We start from the raw sequence: 14,612 nt of genomic DNA, 5'->3' as shown, positions 1-14,612 counted from the left end.
GACCAATTCAATCGTTGCTATCGACAGTGTGAGCATGTGGCTGCACCGCCATGGGAAAACGGGGATGAGCGGCCGATGAAGATGACCCAGACCATGCGCTGGTTTGGCCCGAACGACCCGGTGCCGCTAAACGCCATCCGGCAGGCCGGCGCGACCGGGGTCGTCACGGCACTGCATGAGGTCGCCAATGGCGACGTGTGGACCGTCGACGCCATCGCCGCGCGTCGCGTGATGATCGAGGACGCCGGGCTCGACTGGAAAGTGGTCGAGAGCCTGCCCGTCGTCGAGGATCTGAAGCGACGTTCGGGCGACTGGGATCGGCTGATCGAGGCCTATGTCGCCAGCCTACGGAATCTGGCGGGGCAGGGCATCGAGGTCGTGACCTATAATTTCATGCCGTTGCTCGACTGGACGCGGACCGACCTGAGTTGGGCATTGCCGGACGGCGCGCGCGCGTTGCGGTTCGAACTGCACGCGCTGGCCGCCTACGACATCCACATCCTGCGCCGCCCGGGCGCCGAGCGGGATTACGCAACCGATGTCGTCGCCATCGCCGCCGAGCGGTTCGCGGCGATGGACGAGGCCGCGCGCACGACGCTCGAGCGGACGATCATCGCCGGGCTGCCCGGAAGCGAGGAGAGTTTCAGTTCGCCGCAGTTGCTCGAGCAGATCGAGACCTATGCCGACATCGACGCAGCTCGGCTGCGTGCGAACCATGTCGCGTTCCTGGAGGCGGTGTGTCCGGTCGCCGAGGCCGAGGGCATCCGGCTGGTGGTGCACCCCGACGATCCGCCATTCCCGATCTTCGGCCTGCCGCGCGTGGTCAGCACCGAGGCGGACGTCAGCGCGCTGTTCGCGGCGGTGCCGTCGGTCGCCAACGGGCTGTGCTTTTGCAGCGGATCGTTCGGCGTGCGCGCGGACAACGACCTGCCGGGGATGGTCCGTCGGCTCGGCGAGCGCATCGGCTTCGTGCATCTTCGATCGGTGCAGCGTGAACCCGGTGGCGCGTTTCACGAGGCGGCGCATCTGGAGGGCGATGCGAACATGCCCGCGATCATGACCGAGCTGGTCGCGTTGCAGGCACGCACCGGGCGGTCGCTGCCGATGCGCCCCGATCACGGGCACCAGATGGTGGACGATCTCAACAAGCGGACCAACCCCGGCTATTCGTTGATCGGCCGGCTGCGCGGGCTGGCGGAACTGCGCGGACTGGAAACGGGTATCGTGCATGGCCGGGGCGCCGTCTGACTCCAGCCTAGAACCCAAGCCTGAGAACCAAGCCTACCGCGTCATTGCCAGTTGCGTATCGTCGAGCGCCAGGTCCACCAGCTTGCGCATCGCCGCGTTGGCGGCCGCTGGGTCACTCGCGGCGATCGCCTCGTACACGCGGACGTGATCGGGGATCGGGTTGCGCGGCAGCGAGCGGGTGCGCTGCTTGAACTGCGTCGTCCAGCTGACCGCCGCGCCGATGCTCGCGCTGAGCACGACGAGCGCGTCGTTGCGGGTCGCCTGCAACACGGCGTTGTGGAATTCGCGGTCCGCGGCACGGCCGGCTTCGGTGGCCAGCGTGTGGCGGCGCATCGCGGCGAGCGACTCCTTCATCACGGCGAGGTCGGCACGATCGCGTCGCTCGGCGGCCAGCGCGGCAGCGGCAGGCTCGACGATCGCGCGCAACTCGAACAGGCCGCGGACGAAGTCGATGTCGGGTTCGCCGGCAAAGGCCCAGGCGAGCACGTCGGGATCGAGCAGGTTCCAGCGACTGCGCGGTAACACGCGGGTACCGGTTTTGGGTCGACTTTCGACCAATCCCTTTGCCATCAGCACCTGGACCGCCTCGCGGTAGGCACTGCGCGACACGTCCAGCGCCTCCGAAAACGCGACTTCGCCCGACAATGTATCGCCCGGCAGATACTCGCCCGACAGGATCGCGGTGCCCAGCTTGTGTGCGATCGCGCCGTGCAGCCGCCGTCCCGTACCGCGGGGCGGGCGTGGCGGCGTCGCGCTTTCCGACGGTATCGCCGCGTCGGACGCGATTGGCGTATCCGACGACGGGCTCGTCTGATCGGGATTGAAGTTCGTCATTGGTAAGCTCCCATCACCGGGGTGATAGCCGCGTGACAATCGCGAGACGATAAGAGATTTTCTGTCCTGGGGCCCAGAAGGCGCGGATTGGGGCCGAAATCGATGTACCGCGGCATAGTGCCACGCGCGTGGGCGGCCGCGATCGTCAGGGCTTCTTGTCCTCGGGCCGGACGCCGCTGTGGTCGATCACGCTGCGTGCGGCGGCTGGCCATACATCGCCCTCGACCTTGATATTGTCGACCGCCCGGTTGTTCAGATAGTCGGTCCACGATCCTTGGAGCCGGCCGGAATTATACCAGTTGCCGACCGCCAGATTGTCCAGCGCGGTGCGTTTCGGCGCGATGAAATCCTGCGAGTTGAGGTTCAGCCAGACGCCGCCGACGCGGTCGATCACGTTGTTGCGGACCGTGACGTAGCGCGATCCCTCGTCGAGATAGATCGCGATCCCGCCCGCACCCGCGACATCGGCGATGTAGTTGTCGGCGATCAGCGCGCCCGGATCGGCGGACAGATGATAGATCGCGCCGCCATCGGGAAACCACTGCTTCACCCGGGTCACGCGGTTGCCGACGACGACCGTGTCGTGCAGCGTCGTCGGCGTATCGTAGACCAGATTGCCCGGCTGGTCGTAATAGCCGCGCTGTTGCCGCCAATATTCCGCGCTGCCGCCGGGGTCGTTCGTGCCCCATCCCCAGCCGATGTCGATCCCGTCATACGGCGCGTCCGAGACGTCGTTGTTCGCGATCACCGTCCCCGACGCATAGGTGACGAGGATCGCCGACTGCTCCTTGTAGTCGCGCGATACGCCGGCGATCCGGTTGTCGCGGATCAGGATGTCGCGCAGGCCCATTTCGGGGCGCGAGGGATGGTGCGCGTCGGGACGAATGCCGCCGACCATGATCGCACCGCCGGCGAGGTCGCTAAAGCTGTTGCGCGTCACCTCGATCGCCGCCGCGCCGAGCCCGACGCCGCCGTCATTCGCGTCGGGATTGTTGCCGATGCCGAGCGCGACCTGCCCAAGTTGCGAGAACTGGTCGTCGTCGAACACGATACGGGTCGCGGCGGCCACTTGCACTGCGGCGGGCTGCTGGTTCCAACGGTTGCGCATCGCCTCGAACGCGGGGCATCCCCAGCTGCAATCGCGGATCGGATCGGCGGGATAACCGGTCACGTCGCCCGCCAGATAGGCACCGCTCTGCTGGCTCGCATAGCCTTGCGGGCTTGAGGGCTGCAGCCAGCTGGTGTGGCGAAACGCGAGGTGGCGAAACTGCAGGTCGCGGACCGGCCGATCATAGCTGCCGCCGATCGAGACGAGCCGTTCGAGGATCGGCATCACGACTTCGGCGCGGCGAATGTCCTCCCCCGGCAACGGCTTGTAATAGAGCAGCCCCGCCTTTGGATCGACATACCATTGGCCGGGCTCGCGCAGGAAGGCGAGCGCATTGACCAGAAACAGGCGCGCGACCTCGGCCGAGACCGGCCGAGCGATCGTGTCGTAGCCGATCAGGTTATTGCGCCAGCCCGGCTGTTGCATGACGATCCGGCTTCCTTGGGCCGACCCGCCTTCGATCCGGTCGACGACGGCGTGGCGGTGCGTGAACCAGCTCATGCCCTCGATCTCGATACGGCGCTGGTCGGGGAGCGAGGCGAGTTCGCGCCACGCCAGATCCTTGATGTCGAGGCCCCAAGTCTGGAAGGTGACGGCGGAGCGCGGAATCTCGATGCGGGCGCGGCTGGCGAGCCGCTCGTTCACCGTCAGTTGCCGCGGATCGGCGCCCTTCGGCACTGCGGCGGACCAGATGCCCTTCGCGCGATCGGCGAGCCGCCACCCGTCGATCGGTATGCCGCCGGACAGGATCGGACGCGTGCCGGCCTCGCCTTCCCAGCGGACGGTGAAGCCGTTCAGGCCGCCATCGTCGGCGGTGAAGCGGAGCGGTGCGGTCAGCCGGTAGGTGCCCGGCGCGATCCGCACAGTGACGTCGTGATCCGGGTTGAGCCGGCGCACCGCGGCTTGCGCGCGCGCAGGCGTCGCGAACGGATGCGCGGACGATCCGTCGCCAGCGTCCGACCCGTTCGGCGACAGGTTGAGCACGACCGGCACGGGGGCGGGGCGATTGGGGATAACGATGTGATGGCGCGCAGGCGCTGCGGGCAGCGCGATCACGGGAAAGGTCGGTTGTAGCGGAAGCTGCGCGAGCGCGGGGGATGGCTGGGACGCGAACCCCGTCGCCATCAGCGCCATCGTCGATACCGCGCGTGTCAGGGTCGGCATCGCGTCTCTCCCGGTCGGTCAGAATGCCGCGAGCGCGGGAAGCCGAGGCGCATCATAGCGCTGTCGGGACGTGCCCGATCCCACGCCGGAGCGCAGGATCGGGCGGTCGTCGATCAGAGGACGCGGTTGATGAGGTTCTCGATCCGCTCCTGCTGGCCCGAGACCGGCTTGGGATCGATGCCGCGCTCGATCGCGAGGTCGGCTATGCCGGCGAGGTCTAGCCCACCGATCGCGCCACCGAACTCGCCGTCCCAGCCGGCATAGCGCTTGGTCTTGATCGCATCGATCCGGCCGTCTTCGATCAGCTTGGCCGCATTGAGCAGACCCTTCGCGACGACGTCGATCGCGCCGACATGACCGTAGAACAGGTCGGCCGGGTCCATGCTCTGGCGCCGCACCTTGGCGTCGAAGTTGAAGCCGCCGGTGGTGAAGCCGCCCGCGCGGATGATCTCGAGATTGGCGAGCGTCAGTTCCTCGACCGAGTTCGGGAATTGATCGGTATCCCAGCCATTCTGCGGATCCCCGCGATTGGCGTCGATCGAGCCGAAGATGCCGAGCGCAGCGGCGGTCGCGATCTCATGCTCGAAGGTGTGGCTGGCGAGCGTCGCGTGGTTCGCCTCGATGTTGACCTTGACCTCGTTCTCCAGGCCATAGCGCTTGAGGAAGCCGTACACCGTCGCGGTGTCGAAGTCGTACTGGTGCTTGGTCGGCTCGAACGGCTTGGGCTCGATCAGGATCGTGCCGGTGAAGCCGATCTTGTGCTTGTGCTCGACCACCAGGCTCAGGAAGCGGCCGAAATTGTCGAGCTCGCGCTTCATGTCGGTGTTGAGCAGCGTCTCGTAGCCCTCGCGACCGCCCCACAGCACGTAGTTCTGGCCACCGAGGCGATGCGTCGCCTCGAGCGCATCGCGGACCTGCATCGCGCCGAACGCGAACACTTCAGGATCGGGGTTGGTCGCGCCGCCGGCCGCGAAGCGCGGGTGGCTGAACAGGTTGGCGGTGCCCCAGAGCAGCTTGCGGCCCGATGCGGCCTGGAGCTGTTCGAGATGGTCGACCGCTTCAGCGAAGAATTTCCGGTGCTCGGTGATGTTGGCGGCATCGGCCATCACGTCGACGTCGTGGAAGCAGTAATAGGGCACGTCGAGCGTCTTGAAGAACTCGAACGCGACCTCGCGCTTCATCGCGGCTGCGGCGCTGTCGTTGGCGCCGCGGTGCCACGGGCGATCGAACGTGCCGCCGCCGAACACGTCGGAGCCGGGCCAGCAGAAGGTGTGCCAGAAGCATGCGGCGAAGCGGAGGTGATCCTCCATGCGCTTGCCGAGGACCATCTTGTCCTTGTCGTAGAAGCGGTAGGCCAGCTCGTTGGTGCTGTCGGGGCCCTCATATTTGATCTGGGGGATATCGGCGAAGAAATCGGACATCAAAGCTTCCTACGATTTGGGGGTGATGCGGGAATAGGCTTGGCGGAACGCGGCCTTCTTCTCGGCGAGCGCCGAGACGAGGGCAGGGTCGGGGACGATGGTGTGCGAGACGGGAGGCGCGACGCAGATCTCGGCGGGGTCGCCGCCGTCGACCCCCAGCTGGGCAAGCCGTGCGGCGCCCAGCGCGGGGCCCACCTCGCCGCCCTGGAGGTAGACGAGCTCGACCTCCATCGCCGCGGCGATCACCTCGCCCCAATAGCGCGAGCGGGCACCACCGCCGATCACCGCGAGGCGCTCGACCGTCGTGCCGGCCTCACGCAACACGTCGAGACCGTCCGCGAGCGCGAACGCCACGCCTTCCAGCACCGCCTGCGACAGGCGACCGGCATCGGTGTCGTTGTCGAGGCGGAGGAACGCACCGCGCACCTCGGGGTCGTTGTGCGGCGTGCGCTCGCCCGAGAGGTAGGGGAGGAATATCTCGGGGCCACTGGCGGAGCCAGCGGCCTCGGCGCGCGCGAACAGGTCGGCGGCACCGGCGGCACCGGTGATCCGCGCGATCCAGTCGATGCACGACGCCGCTGACAGATGGACCGACATCTGGTGCCACATGCCCGGAAGCGCGTGACAGAAGGCGTGGACCGCACGCGCCGGATTGGGGCGGAAGTCGTTGGTCGCGACGAAGATCACGCCCGACGTGCCGAGCGACAGCAGCGCATCGCCGTCCTTGACGACGCCGACGCCGACTGCGCCCGCCGCATTGTCGCTGCCGCCTGCCGCGACCGGGACCTGCGGCATGCCCCAAAGCTCGGCGACCTCGGCGGTAAGCATGCCGGTGATCTCCGTGCCCTCGTACAGCGCCGGCATCTGCGCCTGCGTCAGTCCGCAGGCGGCGAGGATCTCGTCGCTCCAGCAGCGGCCACCGACGTCCAGCCACAACGTGCCTGCGCTGTCGGACAGGTCTGACGCCTTGTCGCCGGTCATCAGCAGCCGGACATAGTCCTTCGGCAACAACACCGTGGCGATCTTCGCGAAGACCTCCGGCTCATGTTTGCGAACCCAGAGTAGTTTCGGCGCGGTGAAGCCGGGCATCGCGATGTTGCCCGATATCGTGCGAAGGTCGGGGACCGCGCGTTCCAGTGCCTCGCATTCGGCGAAACAACGGCCATCGTTCCACAGGATCGCGGGGCGGAGCGGCCGGTCGTCGGCATCGAGCAACGTCGCGCCGTGCATCTGGCCGGCAAGCCCGACGCCGCGCACCGAACGGCGCACGCTCGGGTCGATCGCCTGCACCGCGGCGATCGTCGCCTTCCACCACGCATCCGGGTCCTGCTCGGACCAGAGCGGATGCGGCCGCTGCACGGTCAGCGCGGCAGTGCCCTGACCCACCACGCTGCCATGCTGGTCGAGCACCACGGCCTTGACACCCGAGGTGCCGATATCGATTCCGAGGAACATCAGTTGACGAACGGATCGATGGTCGGGATCGAGCCATCGGGCGCGAACTTCAGTTCGGTCACCTTGACGTTGCGCAGGTGGTTCTTGTTGCTCATCTGCGTGTCCGCATAGAACAGCCACCATTTCTTGTTCCATTCGACGATCGAATGGTGGCTGGTCCAGCCCTGTACCGGCTTCAGGATATGGCCGCGGTAGGTGAACGGGCCGTACGGGTTGTCGCCGGTCGCGTAGTTCAGGAAGTGCGTGTCGCCGGTCGAGTAGGTGTAGTAATATTTGCCGCCGCGCGTGAACACCCAGGACGCCTCGAAGAAGCGGCGTTCATGGTCGCCGCCGAGCACGGGCTTGCCGGATTCGTCGAGGATCTGGACGTCGCGCGGGGTCTCGGCAAAACTCTTCATGTCGGGATTGAGCTTGGCGATCTTGCCCGAGAGCGCAGGCTGGTCGTCCTTGCCGAGATCGGTGTCGGAGCCGTTGGCGTCGAACTTGCCATCCTTCCAGCGCTGGAGCTGACCGCCCCAGATGCCGCCGAAATACATGTAGCTCGCGCCGTTCGCGTCGGTGAACACTGCGGGGTCCATCGAGAAGCTGCCGGCGATCGGCTTGGGATCGGCCTTGAACGGACCGACCGGGCTCTTCGAGGTGGCGACGCCGATGCGAAACGTGCCGAGCCCGTTCTTGTCGAGTTGTTTGTCGCGCGCCGGGAAGTACAGGTAATAGGTGCCGTTCTTGTAGGCGGCATCGGGGGCCCACATCTGCTGCGATGCCCAGGGCACGTCCTTCACGTCGAGCGCGACGCCGTTGACCTTCACCGGGCCGCCGATGCGGTCCATGCTCAGGACGCGGTAATCGCGCATCGCATATTGATTGCCGAGGTCGTCGTCGGCGATCTTCACGTCGATGTCGTGGCTTGGATAGACGTAGATCTTGCCGCCGAAGACGTGCGCCGACGGATCGGCGGTGTAGATGCTAGTGACCAGCGGCTGCGACAGATAGCGCTTGCCTTCGGGACTCCGCGGTTCCTTGCCAGTGGACGTTTTCGGCTGGGTATTCCCCCCATTGGTCTGGGCGAGGGCGATCGTCCCCGTTGCGGCAAGTGCGGCAATGGCGAGCGTAGGCGCGAGGCTGAAACGCATCGGTCCGTGGTCCTTCCTAATGTTCACCATCTGATGTGGTGTCGAGCTTCGATGTGTTTGGGTAGCGCTACCGTACGAAACGTGTCAACTCTTAGCACGCCGGGCGGACGACTGTCGACACAACCTAAGTCGCCTGTGGACCTACGCGGGTCACTTCCTCCACGCATAGGGACCGACCAGCGTGCCGACGAAGCCGCCCGCGGTCCTGGTGCTGAGAATGCGCGCATCGACGTCGCGCGCGAGGGTCTTCTTGCCGCCGACACCGTCATAGTCGAACGCCATCGTGCCGCCGTTCGCGCGGATCGTCAGCGTGACCGGGCCCGAGCCGGTGACGGGTGCGGAGGCGACCAGTTGTTCCTTGCCCTTGTCGGCAGTGTAGAGCGCGACGACGGGCGTGCCGGCAATCCGGGTGATGCCGAAGAACACATAGTTCGCGTCGCTCTGCATCGCGACGAGACCGGCGCGGTCGCCGTCGGTGTCGGGGGTGAAACGGACCGTCGTCGACATCGTCGCAACGTGATGCTGCTGGCGGCGTCCGACGAACGAGGGCACCTTGGAAAGATCGCCGATGCGTCCGCCGCGGTCGAGGATCAGGTCGCCGTGGTCGAGCCGGTAGAAGGGCGTCTTGGGCGTGCGTACGCCGACCCATTGCATCGCCAGCTTGCTGCCGTCGAAACTGTCGACATAGCCGAAGTCGCCGCTGGTCGGGATGCGGCTCGGCGGGCTCGCAGGCAGCCTGGGCTTGGTGCCGACGAACGGGACCGGCTGGCCCTTGGGCAGGATGATCGGCCAGCCGTCCTTCCATGTTACCGGTAACAAGAACGTCTCGCGGCCGATGTTGTAATAGTCGCCCTCGTATGGCCGCACGCCGAGGAAGGTCGCGTACCAGTCGCCGTTCTGCGTCTCGACGAGCTTGGCATGGCCAGTCGACGTGACCGGGTTGGGTCGCGCAGGATCGAGATCGCGCTGAGTCAGGATCGGATTGCCCGCGAACGGGACGTAGGGGCCCAGGAGGGACTTCGAGCGCAGCGCGACCTGCGAGTGGTTGACGCTGGTGCCGCCCTCGGCTGCGGTCAGGTAATAATAGCCTTCCTTACGGAAGATGTGCGGTCCCTCGATCCACACCGGCTTCTTGGAGATGTCGACGCCGCCGTTGATCAGTTGCGTGCTGTCGCCGACCATTTTTCCCGCGCGCCAGTCATATTCCTGGATCCAGATCGCGCGGTGCCCGTCGTAGCGCGGCGGCTCAGCGGGCGCGCGGTTGTTGACGATATACGCCTTGTCGCCCTCCCAATAGATCGACGGGTCGATACCCTCGAACGGCAACCAGATCGGGTTCGACCAAGGTCCCGCCGGGTCCTTCGCGGTGATGACGAAATTGCCTTTGCACTCGACGCACGTGTTGACGATGTAGAAGACGCCGTCGTGATACGAGATGTCGGGCGCGAACACCGCCTGCGACGTGCGCATGCCGGTGAAGTCGAGCTGCTCGGGCCGATCGATCGCGTTGCCGATCTGGGTCCAGTTCACCAGGTCCTTCGACTTGAAGATCGGCAGGCCCGGGTAATGCGCGAACGAGGAGAGGACGAGGTAATAGTCGTCGCCGACGCGCGTCACCGACGGGTCGGGATAATAGCCCGACAGGATCGGGTTGCGATATTGATTGGGTCCGACGCTGACCTTCTCCTGCGTGTGCCCGTCATAGCTGAAGCTGCTGAACCGTGGCGCGTCGCTGGCGAAGGCCGGCGTTCCGAGCGCGAGACCGGCGAGCATCGCGAGCGTCTGGATTTTCATGGCGGTTCTCACTTGAGTGCGCTGGCTGTCTGGGTTGGTTTCGATGCAGTCCCCGCGGCCAGTTCCTGCGCGGCTTGGGCGAGTTCGATCCACATCGCGCCTTCGGGGATGACGTATTCATTCTCGCCCCAGAAGAACGGCCAGTCCTCATGGTTTTCGGGAAAGTCCGGCTTGATGATGAGCACGCCCGGCACCACCCCGCCGGCGATGAACGAGAAGTCGGCCCGGTTGTTGCCGTAGGCGACCTCCTTCGAGACCGTGCCGACGGCGGAGACGAACGACACGTCGGACGCGGGATGATTACCGACCAGGAACTCGAGCCCGCGGAACACGGCGTCGGCAGGCATGATCTCCGGGAACGCCTTGTGCAGCGTGTACGCGTTCATCGCATAGCCGAGCACGGTGCCGCTGCCCGCCCAGCCGCCGGTGGTGATCGGCACGCCGAACGGGTTGGCCTTCGCCGCGGTCTCGGCGGCGGCGGCATAGGCGCGCACCGCCGGGATCATCGCCGCGCGATAGGCCGGCGGCATGAACGGAATCGCCGCCACCGCATCGCGCAGGGTGAAGGCGAACGTCTTTTCCATCGCCGGCCACAGTGACTGGACCGCGGCGACATAGCGCGGATCGCGGGTCGTGCGGAGCAGCTCGACCGCGGCGGAGAAGCGCTCGGCGTCGAGCGGCCCCCCGGTGGTGTTGCCGTGCTGGTACAGATCGGGCGCGTGCGATTGTTCCTCCGCCCAGGTCCGCGTTGCGATACCGAGCGCCTTCTTCGATAACGCTGGATCGACCTTGGCGAGCGCGCGCGATGCCGCCGCGAGCCCGGCGATCGAGCCGTAGTTGAGTGCGGAGGCCTTGGTCGTGAACGCCCAGCGATCGTCGGGTGTCCCGCTGCGGCCGCTCTTCTCCTCGCCGAGCTTCAGCGCCGGATCGTAGACCAGCCCGTCGGTCTTGGTCGAGGCGTCGCCGAGGTGCGTGTATTGTGCGACGTCAGGCTCGACGATGCCGTGGATCGTATGGCCGACCGCATCGAACTGCGCGACGAGTTGCAGCGTGCCGTGGCGGATCTGCTGGACGAGATCGGGCGTGCCGTCGGGCACGTGGATCTCGGTCTTGCGCCGCGTCCAGTCGATCGCGGTGGTGTCGCGCATCGGGTGCCAGCGCTCCCAGCTGTCGACCAGCGAGCGGATCACCTGATATTGCGACTGGGTGCGGATGTCATAGTCGCCCGCATCGAACCATCCGCCGACCGCGAGGCCGGGGATGTGCTCGCCCGACTTGAACTTGGTGTCGGTCGTCGGCCCCTGCGCGTAGAGGTCGATATGCTCGTGGCCGGTCGGCGCCTGCCGCGCGTCGTCGCGGTGCGCGTCGCCGTGCCAGACGCGGTAGCCTTCGTTGACGAACATATGGTCCATTGCGACCGGGAAATAGACGTCGAGCGTCGGGTGCCATGCGCCGGCATAGGCGTCGGCGGCGATCCGGAACGGTGCGGTGCGCGTGGTGCCGTAGTCGAGCACATAGGTGCCGGGCTGGCGGACCGCGCTGAAATCGAGTTGCAGATAGCTGTAGCGGAGATAGTCGCCCCAGCGCTTGGCGGGCGCGGTCGGGACCGGTGTCATGCTGCCGTCCTCGCCGACGCGCAACAGGCGCGCGGGCAGCAGGCGGCGATCGTTGCGGTCGAGTTCGATCGTCGCGACCTTCCGCGCGTCGGGCGTGTAGCCGAGTTGCGAATGCGCGATCACCGGGGGCCGGAGCCAGCCCGGTACGCTGTTGGGCTGGATCGTCCATTCGAGCACGGTGCCGGCGCGCCCTGCCGGAAGCAGCGAGCGGAGTACGAACCAGCCGTTCTGCGCCTGGTTGCGACCGTCGAACAGCTGCACCTCGGCGGTCGAGCGGATCGTCACGCGGCGGGCCGGGTCCTCGGGTGCGAGCACGAAGCGGCTGCCCCTGGCGATCGCAGTCGGTTCGGCGCCGGGACCTTCCGCGCGACCGCTCGCCGCGTTGCGCTGCGGCGTCTGGATCATCGCGTCGGCCGGATAGACCGGGAACGCGCCGCTCACCCCGTCTGCCATGTAGCTGTGGTGGAAATAGGCGGCGGGGAGGAATTCGAGGTTGAACCCGGCCTTCCCGGCGAGCGCGGCTGGCACCGGCTTGTCGAGGATCACCGACACGGCGACCGCGCCGCCGCGCTTTTCCGAGCGCACGCGGTAGCGCCATTTATAGTCGGGATATTCGAGCGTGACGGTAATCGCGCCAGTCGCAGCGTCGATCTTCCGGTCGACGAGGCGCCCGATCGCATCCCATTGGCCGGGCGTGGAGGACAGGCGGACGTCACCGTTGGTGGCGATCCGTTCGCCCTGCTGGATGATCTCGACGCCGCTGATCTTCGAATCGGCGAATAGGCCGTCATACCAGTTGGAGAAGACGAGCACGTTGGCGGCTGGCGCCTCGTAATAGCCGGCGGCGTTGAGCGTCAGGTCGGTCGACGCGACGCGCGGGCTTGTCTGAGCGATTGCGGGCGCCGCGCTCGCGAGCAGGGTCGCGATCAGGCAGAATGCGGATTTGGCCGCCATGGTTTTTCCTCTCCGATATCGTCATGCGGCGTTGGATTCGCCTGCTATTCCCGCGACTATAGCGCTAACAATCGCGTACACCACCCGCTGTCGTTGTTCTCATATGGACAGGATAGCGGTATCACCCTAATACTCATACAAGGTTGCAAAGGGCACGCGACGGTTCCGGTTTCGGGACGTCGGAGAACAGCCTGCACGCAGCCGATAGGGAGAAGAGGATGACCGGGCCAACCGTCGATCGTCGTCGTGCGTTGCTTGCATCGATCGCTACCGGCGCGGGGCTGATGCTGCCCGCAATCGGTCGCGCGCGTGCTGCGCCTGGACCCTCCGCATCGCGCACCGGCACCTGCTCGACGCCGCAATCGGCAATTGCGCGGACGCAATACGGTCCGGTCCGCGGCTATGTCTCGGACGGAGTCTACACTTTCAAGGGCGTGCCTTACGGGGCGGATACCGGCGGCGAGAATCGCTGGCTGCCCGCCAAGCCGCCGCAGCGCTGGAGCGAGACGCGCGACACGCTGTCCTACGGTGCGAACTGCCCGCAGACGCTGCATGATTTCAGCGCGGTCGAGCACACGTTCCTCCAGCAATGGACCGACGGGTTTATTGGCGAGGACATGCTGAAGCTGAACGTCTGGACGCCGTCGCTGTCGGGCAAGCGGCCGGTGATGGTGTATTTCCACGGCGGCGGGTTCGCGTTCGGATCGTCGTACGAACTCGCCTCGCATGACGGCGCGCAGATGGCGCGGCATCACGACGTGGTGCAGGTGTCGATCAACCACCGGCTGAACGTACTCGGGTTCCTCGACCTGACCGAGGTCGGCGGCGGCGCGTACGACACGTCGGTCAACGTCAGCATGACCGATTGCGTCGCTGCGCTGCGCTGGGTGCAGGAGAACATCGCGCGGTTCGGCGGCGATCCCGACACGGTGATGATCTATGGCCAGTCGGGCGGCGGATCGAAGGTGACGACGTTGCTCGGCATGGCGACCGGCAAGGGCCTGATCCACCGCGCGGCGGCGCAGTCGGGCGGCGGCGGGTCGCTGCCGACCGCCGAGCAGTCGCGCGATTTCTCGCGGCGCGTGCTGCGCGAACTGAACATCGGGCCGAAGGATCTGGGCGCGCTCCAGCGGATCGCGTGGAAGCCGTTGTTCGAGGCGGGCAACAAGGTCGCGACCGAGATCAATGGTCCGCGCGGGCCAATGGGGCCGTCGCTGACACCGCGCGTGGGCTGGAACCCGACGCTCGACGGCAAGGTGATCGACGTCCGCTCTTACTCGGACGTCGCGCCCGAGGTGTCGCGCGACGTGCCGGTGATGATCGGCAACGTCAGCGAGGAGGGGATGCGCTGGGGCTACAACCCGAGCGAGGCGCAGTGGCGGACCGATCTCACCGCGCAGATGGGGGGCGACAAGGCGGGGCGGCTGATCGCGGCGATGAAGCAGGCGCATCCCGAAAAGGCGGTGCGGACGCTGGCGTACGGCGTGCAAGGCCTGCAGAACCGCAACCGCGTGCAGGACATGGTCCGCCTGAAACACGCGCAGCGCGGCGCGCCCGTCTACCAATATCTGTTCCAGTGGCAGTCGCCGCAACTCGGCGGCGTAGCGGGCGCATGGCATACCGCCGATCTCGCCTTCTGCTTCGACAACACCGCGCTCTGCGACCAGGGCACCGGCAATACGCCCGAAGCGCAGCGCGTCGCGCGGACCATGTCGACCGCGTGGGCGAACTTCGCGCGGACGGGCAATCCGAGCCAGCCGGGCTTGAGCTGGACGCCGACCGATCCGCAGCGCTGCCAGACGATGGTGTTCGATACTACGAGCCGCATGGTCGACGATCCCGAGGGCGCCGCGCGGCGTATCCTGCTGTCGTGAGCGTGGTGTGA

At 66.6% G+C, this 14,612-nt stretch carries 9 protein-coding genes; 2 read left to right on the top strand and 7 right to left on the bottom strand.

Features of this window, described 5'->3' with window-relative positions; all coding sequences use genetic code 11:
* Positions 1–75 precede the first annotated feature (75 nt).
* Positions 76–1,248 carry a mannonate dehydratase gene (gene uxuA / locus J4O76_RS14260; RefSeq protein WP_426282523.1) on the top strand — a complete coding sequence of 391 codons (1,173 nt, stop codon included), beginning with the start codon at positions 76–78 and terminating at the stop codon, positions 1,246–1,248.
* A 33-nt stretch (positions 1,249–1,281) separates the two neighbouring features.
* On the opposite strand, the gene J4O76_RS14255 is transcribed toward uxuA, so the two are convergent.
* The 7 genes from J4O76_RS14255 to J4O76_RS14225 form a co-directional block, all read right to left on the bottom strand.
* The gene (locus tag J4O76_RS14255) at positions 1,282–2,082 is read right to left on the bottom strand and encodes a FadR/GntR family transcriptional regulator (protein ID WP_136189290.1); all 801 of its coding nucleotides are present in this window, start codon (positions 2,080–2,082) and stop codon (positions 1,282–1,284) included.
* A gap of 145 nt (positions 2,083–2,227) precedes the next feature.
* Entirely contained in the window at positions 2,228–4,354 is a 2,127-nt protein-coding gene (locus tag J4O76_RS14250) for a right-handed parallel beta-helix repeat-containing protein (RefSeq protein ID WP_426282522.1), read from the bottom strand.
* 113 nt (positions 4,355–4,467) lie between these two features.
* A complete protein-coding gene (xylA, locus tag J4O76_RS14245; protein WP_107951986.1) occupies positions 4,468–5,778 on the bottom strand; it encodes a xylose isomerase in 1,311 nt (436 codons plus the stop codon).
* A gap of 6 nt (positions 5,779–5,784) precedes the next feature.
* Positions 5,785–7,230 carry a xylulokinase gene (xylB, locus tag J4O76_RS14240; protein WP_426282521.1) on the bottom strand — a complete coding sequence of 482 codons (1,446 nt, stop codon included), beginning with the start codon at positions 7,228–7,230 and terminating at the stop codon, positions 5,785–5,787.
* Positions 7,230–8,363 (bottom strand): glycoside hydrolase family 43 protein, encoded by a 1,134-nt coding sequence (locus J4O76_RS14235; protein ID WP_426282520.1) that lies wholly within the window; start codon positions 8,361–8,363, stop codon positions 7,230–7,232. Before J4O76_RS14235 ends, xylB begins: the two co-directional genes overlap by 1 nt.
* 150 nt (positions 8,364–8,513) lie before the next feature.
* Complete coding sequence (locus J4O76_RS14230; RefSeq protein ID WP_426282519.1) at positions 8,514–10,157, bottom strand: glycoside hydrolase family 43 protein; 1,644 nt, start codon at positions 10,155–10,157, stop codon at positions 8,514–8,516.
* A gap of 8 nt (positions 10,158–10,165) precedes the next feature.
* Positions 10,166–12,727, bottom strand: a complete 2,562-nt coding sequence (locus J4O76_RS14225; RefSeq protein WP_426282518.1) for a glycoside hydrolase family 9 protein — start codon at positions 12,725–12,727, stop codon at positions 10,166–10,168.
* Positions 12,728–12,945: 218 nt separating this feature from the next.
* Between J4O76_RS14225 and J4O76_RS14220 the strand changes: the two genes are divergently transcribed.
* Complete coding sequence (locus J4O76_RS14220) at positions 12,946–14,601, top strand: carboxylesterase/lipase family protein (RefSeq protein WP_426282517.1); 1,656 nt, start codon at positions 12,946–12,948, stop codon at positions 14,599–14,601.
* Positions 14,602–14,612 lie beyond the last annotated feature (11 nt).

The sequence above is a fragment of the Sphingomonas sp. NFX23 genome (assembly GCF_049887795.1).
Taxonomy (GTDB): Bacteria; Pseudomonadota; Alphaproteobacteria; order Sphingomonadales; family Sphingomonadaceae; genus Sphingomonas.
This window is presented reverse-complemented; position numbering and strand designations above follow the sequence as displayed.

What these genes read in the sequence shown, in the direction of transcription:
- uxuA (WP_426282523.1), top strand. Translation starts at nt 76, where the DNA reads ATGAAGATGACCCAGACCATGCGCTGGTTTGGCCCGAACGACCCGGTG.
- J4O76_RS14225 (WP_426282518.1), bottom strand. Translation starts at nt 12,727, where the DNA reads ATGGCGGCCAAATCCGCATTCTGCCTGATCGCGACCCTGCTCGCGAGC.
- J4O76_RS14235 (WP_426282520.1), bottom strand. Translation starts at nt 8,363, where the DNA reads ATGCGTTTCAGCCTCGCGCCTACGCTCGCCATTGCCGCACTTGCCGCA.
- J4O76_RS14250 (WP_426282522.1), bottom strand. Translation starts at nt 4,354, where the DNA reads ATGCCGACCCTGACACGCGCGGTATCGACGATGGCGCTGATGGCGACG.
- xylB (WP_426282521.1), bottom strand. Translation starts at nt 7,230, where the DNA reads ATGTTCCTCGGAATCGATATCGGCACCTCGGGTGTCAAGGCCGTGGTG.
- J4O76_RS14255 (WP_136189290.1), bottom strand. Translation starts at nt 2,082, where the DNA reads ATGACGAACTTCAATCCCGATCAGACGAGCCCGTCGTCGGATACGCCA.
- J4O76_RS14230 (WP_426282519.1), bottom strand. Translation starts at nt 10,157, where the DNA reads ATGAAAATCCAGACGCTCGCGATGCTCGCCGGTCTCGCGCTCGGAACG.
- J4O76_RS14220 (WP_426282517.1), top strand. Translation starts at nt 12,946, where the DNA reads ATGACCGGGCCAACCGTCGATCGTCGTCGTGCGTTGCTTGCATCGATC.